This is a genomic window from Mesorhizobium sp. M7A.F.Ca.AU.001.01.1.1 (assembly GCF_004022735.1).
Taxonomy (GTDB): Bacteria; Pseudomonadota; Alphaproteobacteria; order Rhizobiales; family Rhizobiaceae; genus Mesorhizobium; species Mesorhizobium ciceri.
In genome coordinates, this window is the sequence record NZ_RZPF01000018.1 from 1 (window position 1) to 20,566 (window position 20,566).

Here is a 20,566-nt window from a genome sequence, read left to right on the forward strand (position 1 = left end):
GCCCGACAGTGTGAATTCGTCGGTGTGGCAAATGCCTGTCGCCTTGATCTCGACCAGCACTTCGCCCTCGCGCGGGCCCTCGAGGTCGACCTCCATGATCTCCAGCGGCTTTCCGGCGGCGACAGCGACAGCGGCGCGGGTTTTCATTCTTTTTCTCTCCCAAATCTCTATTTTGCCGGGCCAGAACGCGGCGCTTATGATCAGACTATGCGGCGATCTTGCCGGGGCCGGCGGGAAACACACCCGACATGACGGTGAAGCCCTTGATGCGCTTGACACGGTCGCACCAGCGCCGAATAGCCGGATAGTCCTGGCGCGGAACACCGCCTTCCTCCGACAGGATGATGTAAGGAAAACAGGCGATGTCGGCGATGGTCGGGTGACTGGCCGAACAGATCCAGTTGCGGCCCTGCTGTTCGCCGAACCACAGATGCTCGTCGAGGATACGGAAAAGGCGATGCGCGCCGGCACGCGCGGCGTCGATATCGAAGTCATAAAACAGCGCATCGTGCAGGCGGGCGGCCGACGCCGTCGAAGTGATACCGTCTGCAAAGGCCAGCCACTGGCTGATCTCGCCCAGCAGAGCGGGATTGTCCCGCGGATACCAGGTGCCCGACGGATCGTATTTCGAGGCGAGATAGACAAGGATCGCTTGGGCATCGCGCAAGATCAGCTCTTCATCCTCGATGACCGGCAGCTGGCCAAGCGGATTGAGTTTCAGGAACCATTCCGACTTGTGTTCGCGGCCGGGGTAGAAGTCGACCGGCACGGTCTTGTAGTCGATGCCGAGAAAACTCATCAGCAGCCGCAGCTTGTAGCAATTGCCCGACAGTTCGTAGTCGTAAAGCGTGATCATCGGCGGCTCCTAAAGCAATTCCAGGAAAAGTGTGTAACGGTTTTCCGTCCGGAATTGCGTAAAACAAACAGTTAGATGTCCAGCACGAGGCGTGCCGATTTGGCGCGCGAAACGCAGGTCATGATCTTGGTTCCGGCCTTCCTCTCGGCATCGTTGAGGTAGACGTCCTGATGGTCCGGTTCGCCCTCGATCACCGTCGCCACGCAAGTGCCGCAGGCGCCTTGCTCGCAAGACGACGGAACATCGATGCCGCTTTCGCGCATGACCTGCATGATCGTCTTGCCCGCCGGCACCTGAAGCGTGACGCAGGAGCGCGCCAGCGCGACCTCGAAGCTCGAACTGTCGTCGATCTTGTTGGTGTTCTTGAAGTACTCGAAATGGACGGCGCTATCCGGCCAGCCCTGCTCGGCCGCGATCTTGCGCGCGGCTTCCAGCATCGGTCCCGGGCCGCAGATGTAGAGATGCATGCCATTGCGATAACCGGCGAGGAGTTGTCGAAGCTCGGCGCCGGTCGCGTCGGGCGAGAGGCCGAGATGCGGCTTCAGCGCATCGCCGAGATGCTTCAGCCGATCGGCAAAGGCGAGGTGTTCCTCGCCTTGCGCGAAATAATGCAGCTCGTGCGCAAGCTCCTGGTTCTTCAGCGCCTGCGCCATGGCGAGCAGCGGCGTGATGCCGATGCCGCCGGCGACGAACAGCGTCTTGATCGCATCGCGGCGCAGCGGGAAGTTGTTGCGTGGCTCGGAAATCGCCAGCACGTCGCCCTCTCGCACCGTCTCATGCATGCATTTCGAGCCACCCTTGGAGTCCCGTTCCAGCTTGACGCCGATGGTGAAGCTGTCGGTTTCACCAGGACCGTTGGTGATCGAATACTGCCTGATCTCGCCATTGGGCATGTGGACGTCGATATGAGCTCCAGGCTGGAACGTCGGCAGGATGCCCTTGATCGGACGAAGCTCGAAGCCTGCGATCCCGTCGGCGGTCTGCCATTTTCTGGCCACGCTGACACGCAGCGCAGCCTTGCGGCCATGCGTGGTCACCTCAGGCATTTCGGCGAGTTCGGCCGAGACCCGTTCGTAGACCGGCTCGAGCGGCGCCGGCGCCGGCGCGTTCGCCACGTCGCGCTCGACCTCGTCGCGCAGCTTGGAAAGCCGCTCATTGTGGTGACGCAGAATGGCAATGCGCGCGGCGCCCTCGGCCTCCTGATCGAGCACGCCGCGGATCACCGAACGGTTGGAATCGACCGGCTGCACGAAGAAAACGCCCTGCGTCTCGGCGCCGCTGGCTCGCGAGCGAAGCGCCACAGCGAAATCCTGGGCGGCTTCGACGAGAATGTCGGCGCCCTCGCCGTCGATCGCTCCGTTGGGTTGAAAGCGATAGGCTCTCAGCCTCTCGACGACTTTGTCGGCCGGCGCGTTGACCGCGATGCCGCGCAAGGCGAGGAGCTTGTCTTCGGCGAGGCCGGCAATCTCAGGCACCTCCCCGCGCGGCTCTTCCGAGGACCAGACCAAGCCATAACGTTCGACCGCCGGAAAAGTGCGGTTGGTGATGGTGCGGGCGGGTGCATCGGCCGGATGAGCCGGGATATAGGTGCAGCCAGCGGTGCGGTTCGAATAACGCCAGCCGTGATACTGGCATTTCAGTTCGCGCCCGTCATTGATGCCGATCGACAGCCTGACGCCGCGATGCAGGCAGCGGTTCTCCCAGATGTTGACGTAACCGTCATCGGCCCGCCACACGGCGAATTCCCGGCCCAGCAACTGGCCGTGGAAAACGTGGCGAAACGGCAAATCATGGGCAGCGGCGATCGGATGCCACCGGCTTCTGGCTTCTTCCAACATCAATCGTCTCCAAAATGTCTGTCAGGCTGCAGCCGGGATGACCCCGTAGGTCACGCCCTTCTGGCTGAGCCAGCGCCGGTAGGCGATGGCCGACTTGTCAGCGCGGATCGGCGTCTCGGCGCGCGGATCGAGCGGCAGGCGCTTCGGCACCTGGTTTTCCAGGATCGGCTTGTCCTGGCCGAAGATCGTCTGCTGGAAACGCTTGATCACCTTGTCTTCATTGTCTTCGTCGAGCACGCAAAGCAGCATGTGGGCGCGCACATGCTCCTGGTCGACCGGCTGCAGGAAGACGGCGATGACATCGCGCCGGGTCTCGTCGACCGGGCTCGATTTATAGAGCACCGAGCAATAGGGATGCGGCACGCGATAGACGTAGTCGACGTCGGCGCCGCCATCGGACGCCGTCGACGCCATCGGCTGGAAGAAGCGGCAGCGCGTGGCCAGGATCTCGTCGCGATCGACGGAGATCTCGACGTCGTATTCCTTGACTTCGGTATGCGGCTCGACGCCGAGTATGTCGGTATGCACATAGGGGAAGTGGCCCATGTCGAGAAAGTTCTCGATGGCGCGTGGCGCCGAGACGTTGACGCCGAACGTTGCCGCATTGAGCTTGCGGCGGTCCGGCTCTTGATATTCGGGGATCGGGAACAGCTCGGCCGGCGGCGACCCGAGCGAAGTCCAGACATAGCCATAGGCGCTTATTGCAGGCAGCCTGTCGGCGGGTGGAATATGGTCAGCCCTTTGCACATCGGGACGCGAGCGCCAGACGACGGGCTCGCCATCCGCGTCCACCGCAAAGCTGAGGCGCTCCTCGAGCAGAACGGTCTCCTGGACGGCGCCGGGAGCAGCTTCCGCGATGGCGCCCACGGGATGCCAGAGATTGAGGATCACGGGATCAGCGCATTTCGTCATCATGTTATCCCTTCAAATACCCTCGGACGTCATCAGATCTGTGCCGGTATCGCACCATAGGTGACCGCCCTGTCACGCAGCCAGCGCCGATAGGAAACCGAGACGGCATCGGCGCGGATCGGCGTCTCGGCGCGCGGATCGAGCGGCAGGCGCTTGGGGACCTGGTTTTCCAGGATCGGCTTGTCCTGCGCGAAGATCAATTGCATGAAACTGCGCACCGTCGCCGCATCCATGCCCTCCTTGAGGTAGCAGAGATAGGGATGCGCGACGCAGTTCTCCTCGTCGACCGGCTGCACGAACAGCGTGATGACATCCAGCCTCCCCTTCTGGATCGGATTGCTCTTGTAGAGCGCCACCGTATAGGGCCGGATCACCTTGTAGATGTACTCGACGACGAACCCTTCCTTCGCGGTCGGCGACGCGATGGGCTGGTAGAATTTGCATTCGGTCGCCAGCACCTCGTCCTGGGGCGTGATTTCCACCTTGTAAGGCACGACCTCGGTATGCGGCTCCTCGCCGAGCCAGCCTGTGTGGATGAAGGGGAAATGCCCCATGTCGAGAAAATTCTCGACGGCGCGAAGGCCCGACACCTTGACCGCGATCGAGCCGCCGCTGACCAGATGTCGATCCGCCTCGTTGGCCTCGGGGATGTAGATGATGTCGCGCCAGGGTTTGTCCAGACAGGTCCAGACGAAGCCATAGCGCTCGGCGCTCTTCAACACGTCGCCGGTATCGTTGCGAACGACTTCGATCTTGTTTGAATGTTTTCGAACGACGAGATCGACCCCAAGCAGACGGGTCGAAAAGGGCACATCCTGGCTGAGCGATTCCTGGTCAGCGACGATATGCCAGTCGTTCAGAAGCTCGCGGTCGACGCAACGGGTTGCCATCGGCATCCCTCCCAACTCGGCTAGCCCTTCACCACGAACCTAGCCTGACGTTTCGCAATGACGAAATCACAAGATTGGATACCAATCAATGATTTTTTGTCAGCCAAAATCATTTTTTGTGTTGACAGACTATGATGATTGAATTCCGATATGGAAAACCTGAACCTGGGATATGGCACATCCCGAAGCGTCATGTCTTCATCATGGAAAGCCTGCTGATCATGTCGTCGCAAAGGCGGAGAACCGTGCCTTGAGCAGCCGCTCCCAGACGATCGCGGACACGCTGACCCGCGCCATCATCGACCATCGGCTGGTGCCCGGCTGCAAGCTCGGCGAGCGCGAGCTTGCCGAGATATTCGATGTCAGCCGCATCGTGGTGCGTCAGGCCCTGATACGGCTCGCCGATGACGGGCTGGCGCAGATCGAGCGCAACCGCGGCGCCTTCGTCGCCAGGCCAAGCATGCAGGAGGCAATGGAGATTTACGACGCGCTGACCCTTGTCGAACAGGGGGTGGCGGCCCAGCTCAGCGATCGCCTTGGCCCCGCCGGATGGGCCGAGCTGCGCCAGCATGTCGAACGCCAGCGCCAGGCAGTCGCCGCCGGCAACGATGCGCTGGCCGACGTGCTCGGCCAGGAATTCCACACGGTGTTCGTGCGCCTTAGCCGCAACAAGGTGATGCAGGAAATCCATGCCCAGCTGGTGCGCCGCACGACGCTGCTGCGCTCGCTCATTTCAGCCGATTTCGACTATTGCAATCTGCTCGACGATCATTCGAGGGTCGTCGACCTCCTGGAAAAGGGCCGCCTGAAACAGGCCATGGACCTGATCGACACGCATCACCGCACCGTGGTGCGCGGCTATATCATGGATCGCGACGTGTTTCCGGAGATGACGCCTGCCGAAGCGCTCGCACCCTATCTCGACGGCAAGGCCGACGGAGCGACGATATCGGCTGGATTGAGGCAGGCAAAACCATCCGGGAATGGCGACGGCGCGGTGCACGCGCACGTCCATCTCCCTAACAAAGACCGGGCATCGACAAGCCGGGCATCAACCAAAAAAACCAACAGAGGGTTACCGACATGAACGACCTGACAAGACGCGGATTCCTGAAATACAGCGGTGCGCTGGGTGCTGCGCTCGGTGCCGGAGGGCTGAGCACGGTCGCCAAGGCTCAAGAGGTGCTCAAGATCGGCGTCGTCTACGTCTCGCCGATCGCCGAAATCGGCTGGACCAAGCAGCACAGCCTTGGCGTCGAGGCGATCAAAGCCGCGTTCGGCGACAAGGCCGAACTCACCGTCATCGACAACATCTTCATGCCGCAGGATGCGGAGCGCATTTTCCGCGAGCTGGCCAGCGCCGGCAACAAACTGATCTTCGGCACCAGCTTTTCGCACGGAACGCCCATGCAGAAAGTGGCGCCGCGGTTCCCCAAGGTGGCTTTCGAACATTGCTCCGGCATCGTCCACCTTGCCAATCTGGGTACCTTTGAAGCCAAATATTACGAGGGCACTTTCGTCGCCGGCGCGGCCGGCGGCTACATGTCGAAATCGGGCAAGATTGGTTTCATCGGCGGCTTTCCGATTCCGGATATCGTCGGCCCGGCCAACGCGCTGCTGCTCGGTGCGCAAAGCGTCAATCCGAACGCCACCTGCAACGCCATCTTCCTCAATTCCTGGTTCGATCCGGGCAAGGAGAAGGAGGCCGCCAAGACGCTGCTTTCGCAAGGCTGCGACGTCATCTGCTCGATGACCGACACGGCGACGGGCGTCCAGGTCGCGGGTGAAGGCGGCGCCTGGTCGATCGGCTACGCCAGCGACATGGCCAAGTTCGCTTCGGGCAAACAGCTGACGTCCTTTGTCCTCGACTGGACCAGCGACTATGTCGGCGCCGCCAAGGCCGTCGCCGCCGGCACCTGGAAGCCGGAAGTGCGCTGGGATGGACTGGCAGCGGGCGTCGTGAAGATGGCGCCCTACAATGACGGCATACCGGCCGACACCAAGGCCAAGCTGAAGCAGCTCGAGGCCGACATCGGCAGCGGCAAGGTGCACCCCTATGGCGGCGAGTTGAAGGACCAGGCCGGCAACCTCAAGGTCGCTGCAGGCTCCGTCCTGGCCGATGACGATGTTCGCGGCATGAACTGGTTCGTCAAAGGCATGATCGGCAAGCTGAGCTGAACGCCATCAAAGAACCAGGGAGGCGCCGAGACCGACCTTCGGCGTCTCCCTGCCTGGTTCCCGTCCAACCTCGCTTCACGCCACGGCAGGACCCGCCATGCATCCGCGTCTAGAACTGCGCAACATCCGCAAACGCTATCCCGGCGTCGTCGCCAATGACGAGGTCTCGCTGTCTATCCAGCCCGGCGAAATCCACGCCGTGCTGGGCGAAAACGGCGCCGGCAAATCGACCCTGATGAAGATCATCTATGGCGCGGCGCAGGCCGATTCCGGCGAGATCTTCTGCGACGGCAATCCGATCGCGGCGCACAACCCGGCGACGTCGCGCGCGCTCGGCATCGAGATGGTCTACCAGCACTTCGCGCTGTTCGAATCCGTTTCAGTGGTCGAGAACATTGCGCTCTCGGCAAGCAGCGCCTTCGATCTGCCCTCGCTTGCCGCCAAGATCCGCGAGCTTTCGCTTCGCTACGGTATGCCGATCGATCCGCATCGCCAGGTGCATGACCTCTCTGTCGGCGAGCGGCAGCGCGTCGAGATCGTGCGCTGCCTGCTGCAGGCGCCCAAGCTTCTGATCCTCGACGAGCCGACTTCCGTGCTGACGCCACAGGCGGTGGTCAAGCTGTTCGAGACGCTTCGACAACTCGCCGCTGAAGGCTGCAGCATCGTCTACATCAGCCACAAGCTCGACGAGGTGCAGGAGCTCTGTGACACCGCAACCGTGCTGCGCAACGGCAAGGTCACCGGCACCGCTCGGCCGAAAGAGACGACCTCGCTCGAGCTCGCCCGCATGATGGTCGGCTCGAAGCTGCCGGAAATGCATGTCAGCCCGCCGACCCCGAGCGAGAAGCCAGTGCTCGAGGTCAACAACCTTTCGGTCAAGGCAAGAGACCATTTCGGCGTGGATCTGAAGGACGTCTCCTTCAACGTTCATGGCGGGGAAATCGTCGGACTGGCGGGAGTGTCCGGAAACGGCCAGGCGGAGCTTATCGCCTTGCTCAGCGGCGAACGCACGCATCACAACAACGACGCGATCAGGATTTGCGGTACCGCTGCCGCTCGCCTTCGTGCCGACGAGCGCCGTAAGCTCGGTCTCGCCTTCGTTCCCGAGGAACGGCTGGGCCGTGGCGCGGTACCGTCGCATACGCTGTGGGAGAACGCGGTTCTGACCGCCCATCGCTTCGGCACCGTCCGCAACGGCCTGGTCGACCGGCGCAAAGCCAGCGCCTTCGCAGCTGGCATCATCGACAGGTTCAAGGTCAAGGCCAACGGTCCGGCTTCGACGGCGCAAAGCCTGTCGGGCGGCAATCTGCAGAAATTCATCGTCGGCCGTGAGATCGCGCTCGAGCCGAAGCTTCTGCTTGTCTCCCAGCCGACCTGGGGCGTCGATGTCGGCGCCAGCGCCTTCATCCGCCAGACCATCGTCGACCTCAGCCGCGCCGGCGCGGCGGTGCTCGTCGTCTCCGAAGAACTCGACGAGCTGTTCGAGATTTGTGACCGGCTTCTGGTGATCTGCCAGGGGCGCGTGTCACCGCCGCTGGTACGCAAGACGACCGACCGCGAAGAGGTCGGGCTGCTGATGACCGGTCGAACGATGAGCACGGATCAAATGGCAATTGGGAGTGGCGACGTTGCGCTTCAGGATTGAACAAAGGCCGGAGCCTTCGGCAACAATGCGCGTCGCGGCGCCGGTGCTGGCGTCGGTTTTGACGCTGGTCGTCGGCTCGATCTTTTTTGCCTCGCTCGGACACGATCCGCTGCCGACGCTCTACGCCTTCTTTGTCGAGCCGTTGAATTCCCTCAACGGTTTGTCGGAATGGCTGCTCAAGGCTTCGCCGCTGATCCTCATTGCGTGTGGGCTGGCTATCGGCTTCCGCGCCAATGTCTGGAACATCGGCGCCGAGGGCCAGTTCACCATGGGCGCGATTGCGGCGAGCGGCGTCGGTCTTTTCTGGCCGAACCCGGACAGCGTGCTGCTGTTGCCGTTGATGTTCGTTGCCGGCATGGGCGCCGGCATGGCATGGGCGGCGATCCCTGCCTTCCTGCGCGCCCGCATGAACACCAACGAGATCCTGGTCACGCTGATGATGACCTACATCGCGACGCTGTTCCTGTCCTATCTCGTGCATGGACCGTGGCGCGATCCGGCCGGTTTCAACTACCCGCAGACGGCACTTCTGCCGACAGCCGCCCTGTTCGAATCCTTCGACCCGGCCTATCGGCTCAACCCTTCGATCTTCATCACCGTCGTCGCCGTGTTCGTGATGTGGCTGTTCACTGACCGCAGCTTCCTTGGCTACAAGATGTCGGTGAGCGGAGCGGCACCGCTTGCCGCCCGCTATGCCGGCTTTCGCGAATCTGCCGCCGTCTGGATCGGGCTGATGGCGGGTGGTGCGGCCGCCGGCATCGCCGGCATGGCGGAAGCCGCCGGGCCGCTCGGCCAGCTCTCGCCGCAGATTTCGCCCGGCTACGGTTTCGCGGCCATCATCGTCGCCTTCATCGGCCGGCTGAACGCCTTCGGCATCGTGCTTGGCGGGCTGTTGATGTCGCTGCTTTTCCTCGGCGGCGAAGGCGTGCAGATGACGCTGGGCCTGCCCTCGGCGCTGACGCGCATCTTCCAGGGCATTCTTCTGTTCTTCCTGCTCGCCGCCGACTTCTTCATTTTTTATCGCATCCGCCTGATACGGCCGGCCCGAGACACGCACGCGCTGGAGACAGCCTGATGGACTTGATCATCGCCATCTTCACCGGCACCGTCATCGCCGCCACGCCGCTGATATTCGCGGCACTCGGCGAACTGGTGGTCGAGAAGTCCGGCGTGCTTAACCTTGGCATCGAAGGCATGATGCTGATGGGCGCGGCATTGGCTTTCTGGGCCGTAACCGCAGGCTATCCAATGCCGGTTGCGATCCTGGCCGGCGCCCTGGCAGGTGCCGCCGCCTCGCTGCTGTTCGGCGTTCTGGCACTGACCTTCCTCACCAATCAATATGCGGCCGGACTGGCGCTGGCCATCTTCGGTTCCGGCGTGTCGGCCTTCCTTGGCCGCGGCTTCGGCAGCGAGCCTATCGAGGCGCTGCACGGCATCAACGTCCCTGTTCTGTCCGATCTGCCGCTGATCGGTCCGTTGCTCTTCCGCTTCGATCCGATGGTCTACCTAGCTCTGGTGATGTTCGCTGCCATCAGCTGGTTTCTCTACCGCACGAAGGCCGGGCTGATCTTGCGAACGATCGGCGAGTCACCGCAGACATCGCATGCGATCGGCTATCCCGTGATCAGGATCCGCTACATGGCCGTGTTGTTTGGCGGGGCGATGGCTGGCCTGGCGGGCGCCTATCTGTCCGTCGCCTACACACCGCTCTGGGTCGAGAACATGACTGCCGGCAAAGGCTGGATCGCACTGGCGCTGGTGGTTTTCGCCACATGGCGCCCGCTGCGCATCCTGCTTGGCGCCTGGCTGTTCGGCGGCATGACGATCCTCCAGCTGCAGGGACAGGCGCTCGGACTGGAAGTGCCGTCCGAACTGCTCTCGGCCCTGCCCTATCTCGCGACAATCATCGTTCTGGTGCTGATCTCGCGAAACCGGCAAATGCTGGCGCTGCACTTCCCGGCTTCGCTAGCAAAGCCTTTCCGTCCGGCGGGTTGAGCAGCAGGGTCTATTCCCTGTTGTAGGGAATGCCGAGCGCCACGGGCTGATGGGTGCGCGACCGCAAGCCCGCAAGCAGCACAAGTGACGCCACATAGGGCAAGACGAGGAACAGCTGGTGGGGGACAGGAATCCCCACCACTTGCGCATGGATGCCCAACGCCTCCAGAAACGCGAAGATGAAGATCGCTCCAACGATCCGGAACGGCATCCAGTTGCCGGCGATGATCGCGACCACGACCAGCCAGCCGCGGCCGGCAATGAGATCGGGAACGAACTTGTCCGAATAGCCAAGCATCAGGAAGGCGCCGCCGAAGCCGGACATCATGCTGCCGAACATGATCGCGAGGCACTGCCTGAGGCCGACGTGCAGGCCCTTGACGTCAAGCGCCTTCGGATTTTCGCCGACACAGCGCACCTCAAGGCCGTATTTCGTTCGGTAGAGAAAGAACCAGACGAGGATGGGCACCAGGAAGCTGACATAGGTCAGCAGGCGTTGGGAAAACAGCACCGGTCCCAGGATTGGAATATCCGACAGATAGGGGATCGGAACCTGGTCGAAGCCGATGAAGGTCGGCGCCTCGCGACCGCCAATATAGGCCTGGAACCAGAACAGCGTCACGCCCGATGCCAGGAGATTAAGGGCAAGGCCGGCTACGAATTGCTCGGCCTTCAAAACAATCGTGACGAACGACATGATCAGGCTGCTCGCGGCGCAGGCCAGGATGGCTATCGCCAGAGCCAGCCAAGGCGATCCGGTTGTCGAGGCAACCATGTAGGCGACAATGGCGCCAATCAGCATGGTGCCTTCGACAGCGATGTTCCAGATGCCCGCGCGCTGCGTGACAAGTTCGCCCATTGCCGAAAAAAGCAATGGCGTGGCAATGCGGACCATCGCCGCCAGGAGGCTTATCAGAAGCGGGCCCTGCAGCAGCTCAAGCATGGACTTCCCTCCTCACGATCTGAAGGCGCGTTGCGACGGCGGCACTGAGAAAGAACAAAAGCACCAGCCCTTCCATCGCCGACACCAGGCCTGCCGGCGTGCCACTCTTCAGCCGCATGTAGATCGTGCCGCTTTCCAGCGCGCCGAAGAACAGGGCGGCGATCATCACGCCGCTCGGGCGCAGTCCTCCCACCATGGCAACGACGATCCCCGAACTGCCGATGCCAAGCAGCGTCTCGGCACGCAGCCGGTGCGAGACACCGAAAAGCTCGCCGGCGCCAGCCAGTCCCGCCAGGGCCCCCGACATCAGCATGACGGTCAGCAGAAGCCGGCGCACATTGGTGCCGCGAAACGTCAGCGCGGTCGGGTTTGAGCCGAACGCGCGGATTTCGTAGCCCAGCGACGTCTTGTCGAGCAGCACCGCTGCGAATGCCGAGGCGGCGAGAGCGAACAGGAAGCCGACATGCAGCTTTCCCGCCCCAACAGCCAAGAGGATCGGCCACTCCAGACTTGGATCGATGGGCGGCGACTGGTGATAGGATACGGTCACGCCTGTCGCCATCCAGGGGCCGCCATCGAGAAGGTAGGCGAGCAGGTACATGACGACGTAATTCAGCATCACCGTCGAAATGATCTCGCTGGTGCCGAACCTGGTTTTCAGTGCGCCGGCCAACAGGCCGAGCACGCCGCCGCCCGCCATTCCGGCCAGCGCGAGTGTGCAGACGGCCAGCCAGCCTGGCAATGGCGCTATCCAGAAACTCACCCAATAGGCGGCCATCGCGCCGGCGAACACCTGCCCCTCCTGGCCGATGTTCCAGATCTTGGCCCTGAATGCGAACACCGTGCCCAGCCCGACAAGCAACAGCGGGGTCGCCTTCGCCAGCGAACCGAGCAATGCGCCTTGGCTGCCGAATGCGCCGACGATCAGGGCCGTGAAGGCCCTTGCAGGATCGCCGCCGGAAAGCCTCAGCAAAACAGCGGAAGCCAGGAGAGCACCTGATATCGCCGCCGAATAGCAGACGACGTTCCATCCCAGGCTGCTGCCCGAGCGTCGTTGAAATGAAATCATTGAATTCCCTGCGTAAGCTGGCTGGCATCGCCTGCCATCATCATTCCAAGTTCGAGGAGGCTGGTCTCCTCGGGTCGCACGATGCCCATGATCCGGCCCTTGAACATGACCGCTATGCGATCGCAAAGGCGCAGCAGGTCTTCGAGTTCCTCTGAGTCCAGGAGGATCGCAAAGCCCGCGGCCCGCTTTTCCAGGATTTTCTCGTAGACGAATTCGGAGGCCGCAACGTCGAGCCCTCGCGTCGGCTGGTTGGCCAGCAACAGCCGCCGCGCATGCTGGAACTCGCGGGCAAGAATGACACGCTGCGCGTTGCCCCCCGACAGTCGCTCCACCGGGAGGTCCGCCGAGGCGGTCGCGACCTTGTATTCGTCGATCTTGCGCCTCGCCAACTCAGCCAGTTTGCGGCGATCGAGGAACGGACCACGACAATATTCCGGCGATCGCTGCCAGCCGAGGACAAGGTTTTCGGCGGTTCCGAACTCCGGGATCAACCCTTCGAGGAAACGATCGTCCGGAATGAAACCCACGCCGCTGTCGAGAATCTGGCGAGACGTCGGCGCGGTGACCGGGCTTCCTTCCAGCGAGAAACCGCCCGATTGAAGCGCGCGGACTCCCATCAGTACCTCGAACAGTTCCTTCTGGCCGTTGCCGGCAACGCCAGCCAGCCCGAGAACCTCGTTGGCGGCGACGGTAAACGTCACGTCCTTGAGGACATCCTCGCCCCATTCGCCAACCGCCGACACCTTTTCGACCGAGAGGATTTCTCCCGCCGGCGTGACGGAATTGTCCCTGACGTTTTTCGTCACCTTGTGCCCGACCATGAGGGCGGTAATCGCCTCGGCTGTCGTATTGGCGGTGTCCACCGTAGCGACGACCTTGCCTTTGCGCAGGATGGTGACCCTGTCGGATTGCATCACCTCGCGCAGCTTGTGACTGATCAGGACAATCGACAATCCACGCTTGCGCATCCCATCAAGGATGACGAAGAGCTGGTCGGATTGCTGCGGCGTCAGGACCGCCGTCGGTTCGTCCAGGATCAGCAGCTCGGCACCGAAATAGAGTGCTTTGAGGATTTCCACCCATTGCTGTTCACCGACCGACAATTGCCAGATTTCGCGATCGAGGTCGATGTCGATGCCGCAGTCCCTGCAGAGGCCGAGAACCCTGCGGCGGGCATCGGCCTTCCTCAGCAGCAACCCGACATCGGCACTGCCGACGATGATGTTTTCGAGCACGGTGAAGTTCGACACCAGCACGAAATGCTGGTGAACCATGCCGATGCCTAACCGCAAGGCATCGGCGGGAGAGCTCAATTCCACCACCTCGCCCTTGAAGCGTATCTCGCCGCTATCGGCTTTGTAGTAGCCGTAGAGGCAGGACGACAGCGTCGACTTGCCTGCCCCGTTTTCACCGAAAAGGCAGTGGATCTCACCCTTGCGGATATCGAGATTAACCCCGTCATTGGCAATGACGCTGCCAAATCGCTTGGTAAGGTTCTGAACGTTCAGCAGGTCTTCCATTGGGTCGCACCGGGCTGCCTGGTTGATGTGTCTTACTTCACCTCGGCGGTGTTGAGCGGAACGACAAACTTGCCGGAAAGAATCTCCTGCCGCTTGGCAGATATTTCGCCCTTCACCGCCTGCGGGATCTTGCCGTCGAAATCATGATAGGGTGCGATGTCGGTGCCGCCTTCGGCCATCGAAAACCATTTCGGTTCGGCGTTGCCATTGAATTGCGCACCGGCCTTGTGTTTCAGCCATTCGCCGATGATCCAGTTGAGATCGGGCTTCCAGCTGATGATGGCGCTGGACGCAATGGCGTCGGGCGCGACCTTGCTCTGGTCGTTGATGTTGGCGAAGCACATGATCTTGTGCTCCTGGCAGGGCTTGAAATTGTCGGTCAGCATGAAAACGACGTCGGCGCCGGCCGCGATCTGCACATTGGCATGCTCAGCCGCCAGCGCATTGTCGGACCACGAGCCGATGAACGAAAGCCGATGCTGGATGTCCGGCCTGATCGACTTTGCACCCTCGAAGAACGCATTGATCTGGTCGTTGACGTCATTGGCTGGAAAGGTGCCGACGATGCCAACCATGCCTGTCTTGGTGGTATGGCCAGCCAGCATCCCAAGCAGGTAGGAAGGCTCATGCAGCCGCTTGTAGATCCAGTATTGATTTGGCCCGGCTGGGTGATTGCCGGAGCCGGTGACAACAAACATCAGGTCGGGGAACTCGACACTCAGCTTCTGGACCTGGTCCGAATAGGTGCCATGGCCCCAGATGATGTCGTATTCACCACTCTCTGCGTAGAAACGCATGGCGTTCTCAGCATCGTCTCCGTACAGCGGATCGGTATGTTCCCATGCAATCTCCAGCCCCTCGGGCCTTTCCTGTTTCAGTTGCTCAAGCGCGTCGAGCAGTGTCCGGTCCCAGCCGACGTCAGGCAGGTCCTGCAGGATAACAGCCAGTTTCAGCGTCTTTGGGACATCCGCGAATGAGCGTACAAGCCCCGACAGAAGCAGGGCGCCCGCCGTGCCCAGGATTGCCGTGCGTCGCGTAATGGTATTCGTCATCGCTTGATCCTCTCATTCCAGTCCGAGAACTGTCCAATGCCGCCCTGTCGTCATCCGGATGTTCTTGTCTTTTCCGGTTGCCTACTTGGAGGCGGCGATCGCCTGGACAACGTCCCCATGGCGTTGTTGGCAGCCGGTCTTCCGGCTTAGGTCCGAAACTTCCACGGCGAAGGTCGGCTAACAATGGCTGCGATTTCTTTCGCGCATATCCACAATTAATCATGTCCGAAAATGCGCCCATGACTAGAGCATAGTGCCGAAAAGTGTGAAGCGGTTTTCACGGACAAACGGAAACCGTTTGTCCAGACATCATGCTCTATCTCTTTGATCTAGAGGCGGATTCCGATTTCAGGTCGATTCGACCTGAAATAATCCGGCTCTAGTGTGCGCCGATACCGTTGCCGGCCACGACGCCATAACGCAGGCCCCTTTCGCGCAGCCAGCGGCGGTAGGCGGCCGACGCGGCGTCGGCGCGGATCGGCACCTCGGAACGGGAATCCAGCGGCAGCCTCTTCGGAACCTGATTCTCCAGGATCGGCTTGTCCTGACCCAGGATGGTCTGATGAAATCGCCTCCTCGACACAGGCGACGACATGCCAGTCGTTGAGCGCAACGGGATCGAGATGAGAGAAATTGCTCATGGTGCTGTCCAGCCTGGAATGTCTGTTGTCGGCGAACGGATCTGGCCAAGGCGCGACCGGCAACCAGGTTGCAAGACATCGGTCCGTTGCCTGACGCCGGATCAACCCTGATTGCCCGACAATTCATTTGTGCCTGGAAAACCGCCATGTCCGCTCTTGAGGAAAGCATATCGCCAGTTCACCCGCCCGGTTCTGGAGGCAATGCTTGCCTCGTCACCCGGAGGCACGTGGGCAACCATCAGGCGTTGCGCTTCTGCTCTCTGAGCTCGGTCGGTGAACAGTCGAACGCCAGCTTGACCTGCCGCGAGAAATGATAGGGGTTCTTGTAGCCGACCTGGTAGGCGATCTCGCTGATCGACAGTCCTGTCCGCTGCAGCAGATGCGTGCCGTAATCGAGGCGGCAACGCCACAGATATTTGGCCGGCGTCATGCCGAGATGTTTCTTGAACGCCGAGACCAGATATTGCGGACTGACGCGCACCTGCTGCGCCACCCGCTCGATCGACAGATCGGCGGCAAAGTTCTCTTCGAGGAAACGGCGTGCCTGCAGGATCGTCTGCGGGATCGGCCGCTCCGCCTCGATCACCTCGGCCTCGTAGATGAAGGCGTGGAGCAAGGCGTTGGTCAGCGACTCGCGAACACCACTGCGGCCGCCACGCTCGCCGAGGCCAAGATCAACACCCAACTGCATGAGGGTGTGGACCATCGGCGAGGCGACGATGAACGGCGCGAACTTCTCGCGCTCCTTGTACAGCCACGCCGCGTTCTGCGGCCGGCCATCGCACCAGCTGACATGGGTCAGCGTTTCCGGCGCCACCGACGTCATGTAGCGATCACGCGTGAGCGACAGAGCACATTGTCCTGCCTCCAGTTGCAGGACGCTGTCATCCGCCTCGAGCGTCAGGGATCCGACGTGGACAAGCATGAAGGCCAGATAGTCGCCACCGATCGGCCCGTAGTCGCCGCCATTCTCATAGGTTAGTTCGCCGAAGGTGTTCTCGCGGCTAAGGTCGATCGGTGGCAGGCGCATATCGGCTTCCCCCTGTCAGACTGCCGGTGCCATGCAAATGAAGTCGATCCGCGTTCCGGCTGCGTCTCCAATTGTCGAAGCTATGGCCTCGTGACGCAAGATACCGCCAATCAACCTGCTCATGGCGGCAGACCGATGCTTCCACGCGCACAGGCCCAGGCTAGCCGAGGCGATCCGCCAGGCCAGAGAGGCCGCCCTTGAACGCTCGCTGGTCAACGGCTTGTCGAGATCGACGTCGAGCCGCGCTGGCCAGTCGTCGTCACTCGGGTGGGATCACACTGGTGGACATAGCCGGAATGAAGGGCGCCTTGGTCAAAGGCGCCCTTCGCATCGGCGGCGCGCTTCGGTCCTGGAGGTACGGACTCAAGCATTTTGAGAGGAGCCACCCGATGAGCTCACTGGGCCGGCTTGCCCAGCGAGCATTCGTATATTTCGGCGAAGTGCTACAACAATCCGCTAGAAGTCGCGCTGGAAGCGGAGGAGGCCGCCGACGCTATTCTCTTTCGTAGCGCCGACCCAGTTACGGTTGTCAATCTGGCCAAACTTGCCATCGTGGTTATAGTCAACTTCGGCCGTGACCGTGAAGCCGGGGACGACATCGTAGGCAACGTTTGCCGCGACACCGTAATTCTTGTCATCGTCAGCGGAAACCTGGAGATTGAACGAGGTCTTCTCGTTGAACTTGTAGGTGCCGCCTCCCCAGACTGCCCAGTTGCCGCCCCACTGCTTATAGAAGTTGCGGTCGATGTTCTTGTCGGTGCCGTAGCCGGCCATCAAGAACAGAGACAGAGCGCTCGAAGCGTTCACGTCCAAGCGAACCTTGCCGGCATATTCTTCGAAGGTGCTGTCATAAGCAGCGACGCCCGTGATCGCGCCCCAGCCCTGCGTGTACTTCACGCCGCCGACGACATGCGGGACATAGCTGTCGATCGTGTCGTAACCCGAACTGATGTACGTGAAAGGCGGGACGCCGGTCGGGCCAGCGCTGCCGCTACCTTCTTCGAGGGAAACCACGCCCGACAAACCGTTGCCGAGGTCGAAGTAGTACTGGACGACGTTGCTGTCGAAGCCGCCATAGGGGACGATCGTGTCGTTGATGACGTTGCCGGCGTAACCGATGAAGGTGTCGAAGGCCGGGTCGTCCTTACCGACGCGCAGACCACCGAGCTGGATCCAGGCGAAGTTCAGCGTAATGCCCGTGTTGCGGGCCTGCCAGTTGTTGCGGCTGTCGTTGGTCGTGGCCTGGTTGGCATAGTCGCCGAAGCTGTTGCCGAAGTTGAAGCGGGTCTCGGTGTAGGTCTTCAACGTGCCGAGTTCGGTTTCCTGGCCGGTCCAGGTCTTCAGGTTGAAGCGGGCATTCTTCCAGTAGGTCGAGTGGTCGTCTTCGCCCATGCTGTCAGGAACGTGATTGACGCCATCGAACGAACCGGCATCACCCACGCCGACGTCGTAGCGGACATAGCCGCCGATGCGCAGGCAGGTTTCGGTGCCGGGGATGTAGAAGTAACCAGCGCCGTAGACGTCGCAGATCTTGACGTATTCAGCGGGTTCCGGCTCGGCAACAACGACGGCGTCGGCGGCGTGCGCACCGGAAACTGCGATCAGAGCCGCAGCTGAGCCGAAAAGAAGGCTCTTGATGTTCATTTTCCTCTCCATTCAAAAGATCAAAAAAAGCCAGGGTATCTTTCGAGGCTGGCAACCCGCTCCCCGGAAAACGCCGCACCCATGGATCCAAGCTCCTCCTGCCGTCCGCAGCCGAAGGCGCCACTTCCGTCAATCGACGGAAATTGCTTGCAAAATGGCTCGGACGACAAACTTGGCGGTGGATGTATGCGGTGATTTCGCGATGACGTTAGGACAGGCGCAACTCGTCACGAATGGCGCTGCTACGCAAAACCATATCTGTGGCTAATGCCCTGTCCGCGGCAGCCATGTATCTGCCTGTGGCGCGCTCCCCGGACGGTCAACCGGGTCTGGGCTCGTAGATCGGGAATGCCTCGCAAAGCTCCTCGACCGACCGCCGAGCCGCCTTCTCCTGTTCGGCGCCCCATTGCGTTCCGACCGCATCCAGCACGTCGGCTATGAGATTGCCGACACGGGCAAACTCGCCCTCGCCGAAACCGCGCGTGGTGGCGGCCGGTGTGCCCAGCCGTATACCGGAGGTGACGGCAGGCGGCGCCGGATCGAAAGGAATGCCGTTCTTGTTGCAGGTCAGCCCTGCCCTGCCCAACGCCTCCTCCGCGTCCTTGCCGGACAGGCCCTTGCCGCGCAGGTCGACCAGCAGCAGATGCGTATCGGTTCCGCCGGAGACAATGTCGAATCCGCGCTCGCCAAGCGTCGCGGCCAGCTTTCTGGCATTCGCCACCATCTGCCGGGCATAGGTCTTGAACCCGTCCTCCAAGGCTTCACCCAGGGCAACGGCCTTGGCAGCAATGACATGCATCAGCGGGCCTCCCTGCAGGCCAGGGAACACCGCCGAATTCAGCTTCTTGGCGATGTCCTGGTTGTTGGTCAGGATCATACCGCCGCGCGGGCCGCGCAGCGTCTTGTGCGTCGTGGTGGTGACGATATCGGCGACCTCGACCGGGTTGGGATGCACGCCGCCGGCGACCAGGCCGGCGAAATGCGCCATGTCGACCATCATCAGCGCGCCGACGGCATCGGCGATCGCCCGGATGCGCTTGAAGTCGATGATGCGCGGATAGGCCGATCCACCCGCGATAATCAGCTTTGGCCGTGTTTCCCGCGCCTTGGCCTCCAGCTCCTCATAGTCGATAAGGCAGTCGCTCTGGCGCACGCCGTATTGCACGGCGTTGAACCATTTTCCCGACAGTGTCGGCCGGGCACCGTGCGTCAGATGCCCGCCGGCGGCGAGCGACAGACCCATGAAGGTGTCGCCCGGCTTCAGCATGGCGAGCATCACCGCGCCGTTGGCCTGGGCGCCGGAATGCGGCTGCACATTGGCGTGCGCCGCGCCAAACAGCCGGCAGGCCCTGTCGATGGCAGCCGCTTCGGCCAGATCGACATATTGGCAGCCGCCGTAGTAGCGGTGCCCCGGATAGCCCTCGGCATATTTGTTGGTCATCACCGAGCCTTGTGCCTCCAGCACAGCCGGCGAAACGATATTTTCGGATGCGATCAGCTCGATTTCGGACCGCTGCCGGCCCATCTCGCGTGCAATCGCATCGGCGACCACCGCATCCTGGAGCTTGAGGTTCCTCTGGAAAAAGCCGGTCATTCTGCTCGTCTCCTGGCGGCAAAAGGCGGACACGGTTTTCGGCGTCGCCATGCCTGGTGTTGGAACTGAAACGGGGAGCTAGTTCACTGCGTCAGGCGGGGTGCGGCCTTCGAAGAAGGCCGACAGATTGTCGATCACCCGCATGCCCATTGCGATGCGCGTTTCGCTGGTGGCGCTACCCAGATGGGGCAGCAGCACGACATCTTCACGCTCCGTCAAGGCGCGCGGCACGGACGGCTCCGTCTCGAACACGTCGAGCCCGGCACCAGTAATCCGACGCTCACGCAGCGCCTGGACCAGTGCGTCCTCATCCACCACATCGCCACGCGCGGTGTTGATCAGGAAGGCTGATTTCTTCATGCGGGCAAGACGGCGTTCGTTGATGAGGCGGGTGTTTTTGCCACCGCCCGGACAATGCAGCGACACGAAATCCGAGGCCGCCAGCACCTCGTCCACAGTCGCCAGCTGCCGCGCCGGCATGCCGGGGTGGGGAACCGGCCGGCTGTCGAAGAAGACGACCTCCATGCCGAAGCCGAAGTGACAGCGCCTGGCCATGGCCTGGCCGATCCTTCCCATGCCGATGATGCCGACGGTCTTGCCGCTGACCTGGGTGCCGCAGAGATGCGTCGGCCGCCAGCCGGTCCATTTGCCGGAGCGCAGCTCGCGCTCGCCCTCTCCGGCACGGCGCGCGCACATCAAAAGCAGCGTCATGGCGAGATCGGCGGTGGCATCGGTCAACACGGCGGGCGGGTTGGGGAC

17 protein-coding genes and 2 pseudogenes are annotated in these 20,566 nt (G+C 61.9%); 5 read left to right on the forward strand and 14 right to left on the reverse strand.

What is annotated here, in order from left to right; genetic code table 11:
• The 5 genes and pseudogenes from EN884_RS02435 to EN884_RS02455 all read right to left on the reverse strand — a co-directional run.
• A pseudogene (locus EN884_RS02435) lies at window positions 1-147 on the reverse strand (S-(hydroxymethyl)glutathione dehydrogenase); the annotation flags it as partial.
• 58 nt (window positions 148-205) lie between these two features.
• Window positions 206-856 (reverse strand): glutathione S-transferase, encoded by a 651-nt coding sequence (locus EN884_RS02440; RefSeq protein ID WP_063168879.1) that lies wholly within the window; start codon window positions 854-856, stop codon window positions 206-208.
• 71 nt (window positions 857-927) lie between these two features.
• On the reverse strand, window positions 928-2,694 hold the full coding sequence (locus EN884_RS02445) for a Rieske 2Fe-2S domain-containing protein (RefSeq protein WP_063168880.1): 1,767 nt from the start codon (window positions 2,692-2,694) through the stop codon (window positions 928-930).
• A 21-nt stretch (window positions 2,695-2,715) separates the two neighbouring features.
• The gene (locus EN884_RS02450; protein ID WP_013529897.1) at window positions 2,716-3,609 is read right to left on the reverse strand and encodes an aromatic ring-hydroxylating dioxygenase subunit alpha; all 894 of its coding nucleotides are present in this window, start codon (window positions 3,607-3,609) and stop codon (window positions 2,716-2,718) included.
• 29 nt (window positions 3,610-3,638) lie between these two features.
• Window positions 3,639-4,496 (reverse strand): aromatic ring-hydroxylating dioxygenase subunit alpha, encoded by an 858-nt coding sequence (locus EN884_RS02455; RefSeq protein ID WP_032809603.1) that lies wholly within the window; start codon window positions 4,494-4,496, stop codon window positions 3,639-3,641.
• 250 nt (window positions 4,497-4,746) lie between these two features.
• On the opposite strand from EN884_RS02455, the gene EN884_RS02460 reads away from it, so the two are divergent.
• The 5 genes from EN884_RS02460 (at window position 4,747) to EN884_RS02480 (ending at window position 10,314) form a co-directional block, all read left to right on the forward strand.
• On the forward strand, window positions 4,747-5,583 hold the full coding sequence (locus tag EN884_RS02460; protein WP_024505100.1) for a GntR family transcriptional regulator: 837 nt from the start codon (window positions 4,747-4,749) through the stop codon (window positions 5,581-5,583).
• The gene (locus EN884_RS02465) at window positions 5,580-6,674 is read left to right on the forward strand and encodes a BMP family ABC transporter substrate-binding protein (protein WP_013529894.1); all 1,095 of its coding nucleotides are present in this window, start codon (window positions 5,580-5,582) and stop codon (window positions 6,672-6,674) included. Before EN884_RS02460 ends, EN884_RS02465 begins: the two co-directional genes overlap by 4 nt.
• A 97-nt stretch (window positions 6,675-6,771) precedes the next feature.
• Entirely contained in the window at window positions 6,772-8,319 is a 1,548-nt protein-coding gene (locus EN884_RS02470; protein WP_063168881.1) for an ABC transporter ATP-binding protein, read from the forward strand.
• Between the two features lie 25 nt (window positions 8,320-8,344).
• A complete protein-coding gene (locus EN884_RS02475) occupies window positions 8,345-9,394 on the forward strand; it encodes an ABC transporter permease (protein WP_224621515.1) in 1,050 nt (349 codons plus the stop codon).
• Window positions 9,394-10,314, forward strand: coding sequence for an ABC transporter permease (locus tag EN884_RS02480; protein WP_082826540.1), 921 nt, complete (start codon window positions 9,394-9,396; stop codon window positions 10,312-10,314). Before EN884_RS02475 ends, EN884_RS02480 begins: the two co-directional genes overlap by 1 nt.
• Before the next feature lie 10 nt (window positions 10,315-10,324).
• On the opposite strand, the gene EN884_RS02485 is transcribed toward EN884_RS02480, so the two are convergent.
• From EN884_RS02485 to EN884_RS02525, 9 genes and pseudogenes are all read right to left on the reverse strand, one after another.
• Window positions 10,325-11,257, reverse strand: coding sequence for an ABC transporter permease (locus EN884_RS02485; protein WP_013529890.1), 933 nt, complete (start codon window positions 11,255-11,257; stop codon window positions 10,325-10,327).
• Entirely contained in the window at window positions 11,250-12,326 is a 1,077-nt protein-coding gene (locus EN884_RS02490; protein ID WP_013529889.1) for an ABC transporter permease, read from the reverse strand. Before EN884_RS02490 ends, EN884_RS02485 begins: the two co-directional genes overlap by 8 nt.
• Window positions 12,323-13,846, reverse strand: a complete 1,524-nt coding sequence (locus EN884_RS02495) for an ABC transporter ATP-binding protein (protein WP_128360460.1) — start codon at window positions 13,844-13,846, stop codon at window positions 12,323-12,325. The genes EN884_RS02490 and EN884_RS02495 overlap by 4 nt, the downstream gene beginning before the upstream one ends.
• Window positions 13,847-13,878: 32 nt before the next feature.
• On the reverse strand, window positions 13,879-14,898 hold the full coding sequence (locus EN884_RS02500; protein WP_013529887.1) for a BMP family protein: 1,020 nt from the start codon (window positions 14,896-14,898) through the stop codon (window positions 13,879-13,881).
• A gap of 379 nt (window positions 14,899-15,277) precedes the next feature.
• Window positions 15,278-15,469, reverse strand: a pseudogene (locus tag EN884_RS02505) (aromatic ring-hydroxylating dioxygenase subunit alpha); the annotation flags it as partial.
• Between the two features lie 308 nt (window positions 15,470-15,777).
• Window positions 15,778-16,569 carry an AraC family transcriptional regulator gene (locus EN884_RS02510; RefSeq protein ID WP_013529886.1) on the reverse strand — a complete coding sequence of 264 codons (792 nt, stop codon included), beginning with the start codon at window positions 16,567-16,569 and terminating at the stop codon, window positions 15,778-15,780.
• Window positions 16,570-17,025: 456 nt separating this feature from the next.
• Complete coding sequence (locus EN884_RS02515; protein WP_063168884.1) at window positions 17,026-18,213, reverse strand: porin; 1,188 nt, start codon at window positions 18,211-18,213, stop codon at window positions 17,026-17,028.
• 319 nt (window positions 18,214-18,532) lie between these two features.
• A complete protein-coding gene (gene glyA / locus EN884_RS02520) occupies window positions 18,533-19,807 on the reverse strand; it encodes a serine hydroxymethyltransferase (RefSeq protein ID WP_013529884.1) in 1,275 nt (424 codons plus the stop codon).
• A 78-nt stretch (window positions 19,808-19,885) separates the two neighbouring features.
• On the reverse strand, window positions 19,886-20,566 hold a 681-nt coding region (locus EN884_RS02525; protein WP_164894912.1), incomplete at its 5' end, for a D-glycerate dehydrogenase.

Coding starts and splice junctions, on each gene's coding strand:
- EN884_RS02440 (WP_063168879.1), bottom strand. CDS start 856: ATGATCACGCTTTACGACTACGAACTGTCGGGCAATTGCTACAAGCTG.
- EN884_RS02445 (WP_063168880.1), bottom strand. CDS start 2,694: ATGTTGGAAGAAGCCAGAAGCCGGTGGCATCCGATCGCCGCTGCCCAT.
- EN884_RS02450 (WP_013529897.1), bottom strand. CDS start 3,609: ATGATGACGAAATGCGCTGATCCCGTGATCCTCAATCTCTGGCATCCC.
- EN884_RS02455 (WP_032809603.1), bottom strand. CDS start 4,496: ATGGCAACCCGTTGCGTCGACCGCGAGCTTCTGAACGACTGGCATATC.
- EN884_RS02465 (WP_013529894.1), top strand. CDS start 5,580: ATGAACGACCTGACAAGACGCGGATTCCTGAAATACAGCGGTGCGCTG.
- EN884_RS02470 (WP_063168881.1), top strand. CDS start 6,772: ATGCATCCGCGTCTAGAACTGCGCAACATCCGCAAACGCTATCCCGGC.
- EN884_RS02475 (WP_224621515.1), top strand. CDS start 8,345: ATGCGCGTCGCGGCGCCGGTGCTGGCGTCGGTTTTGACGCTGGTCGTC.
- EN884_RS02480 (WP_082826540.1), top strand. CDS start 9,394: ATGGACTTGATCATCGCCATCTTCACCGGCACCGTCATCGCCGCCACG.
- EN884_RS02485 (WP_013529890.1), bottom strand. CDS start 11,257: ATGCTTGAGCTGCTGCAGGGCCCGCTTCTGATAAGCCTCCTGGCGGCG.
- EN884_RS02490 (WP_013529889.1), bottom strand. CDS start 12,326: ATGATTTCATTTCAACGACGCTCGGGCAGCAGCCTGGGATGGAACGTC.
- EN884_RS02495 (WP_128360460.1), bottom strand. CDS start 13,846: ATGGAAGACCTGCTGAACGTTCAGAACCTTACCAAGCGATTTGGCAGC.
- EN884_RS02500 (WP_013529887.1), bottom strand. CDS start 14,898: ATGACGAATACCATTACGCGACGCACGGCAATCCTGGGCACGGCGGGC.
- EN884_RS02510 (WP_013529886.1), bottom strand. CDS start 16,569: ATGCGCCTGCCACCGATCGACCTTAGCCGCGAGAACACCTTCGGCGAA.
- EN884_RS02515 (WP_063168884.1), bottom strand. CDS start 18,213: ATGAACATCAAGAGCCTTCTTTTCGGCTCAGCTGCGGCTCTGATCGCA.
- glyA (WP_013529884.1), bottom strand. CDS start 19,807: ATGACCGGCTTTTTCCAGAGGAACCTCAAGCTCCAGGATGCGGTGGTC.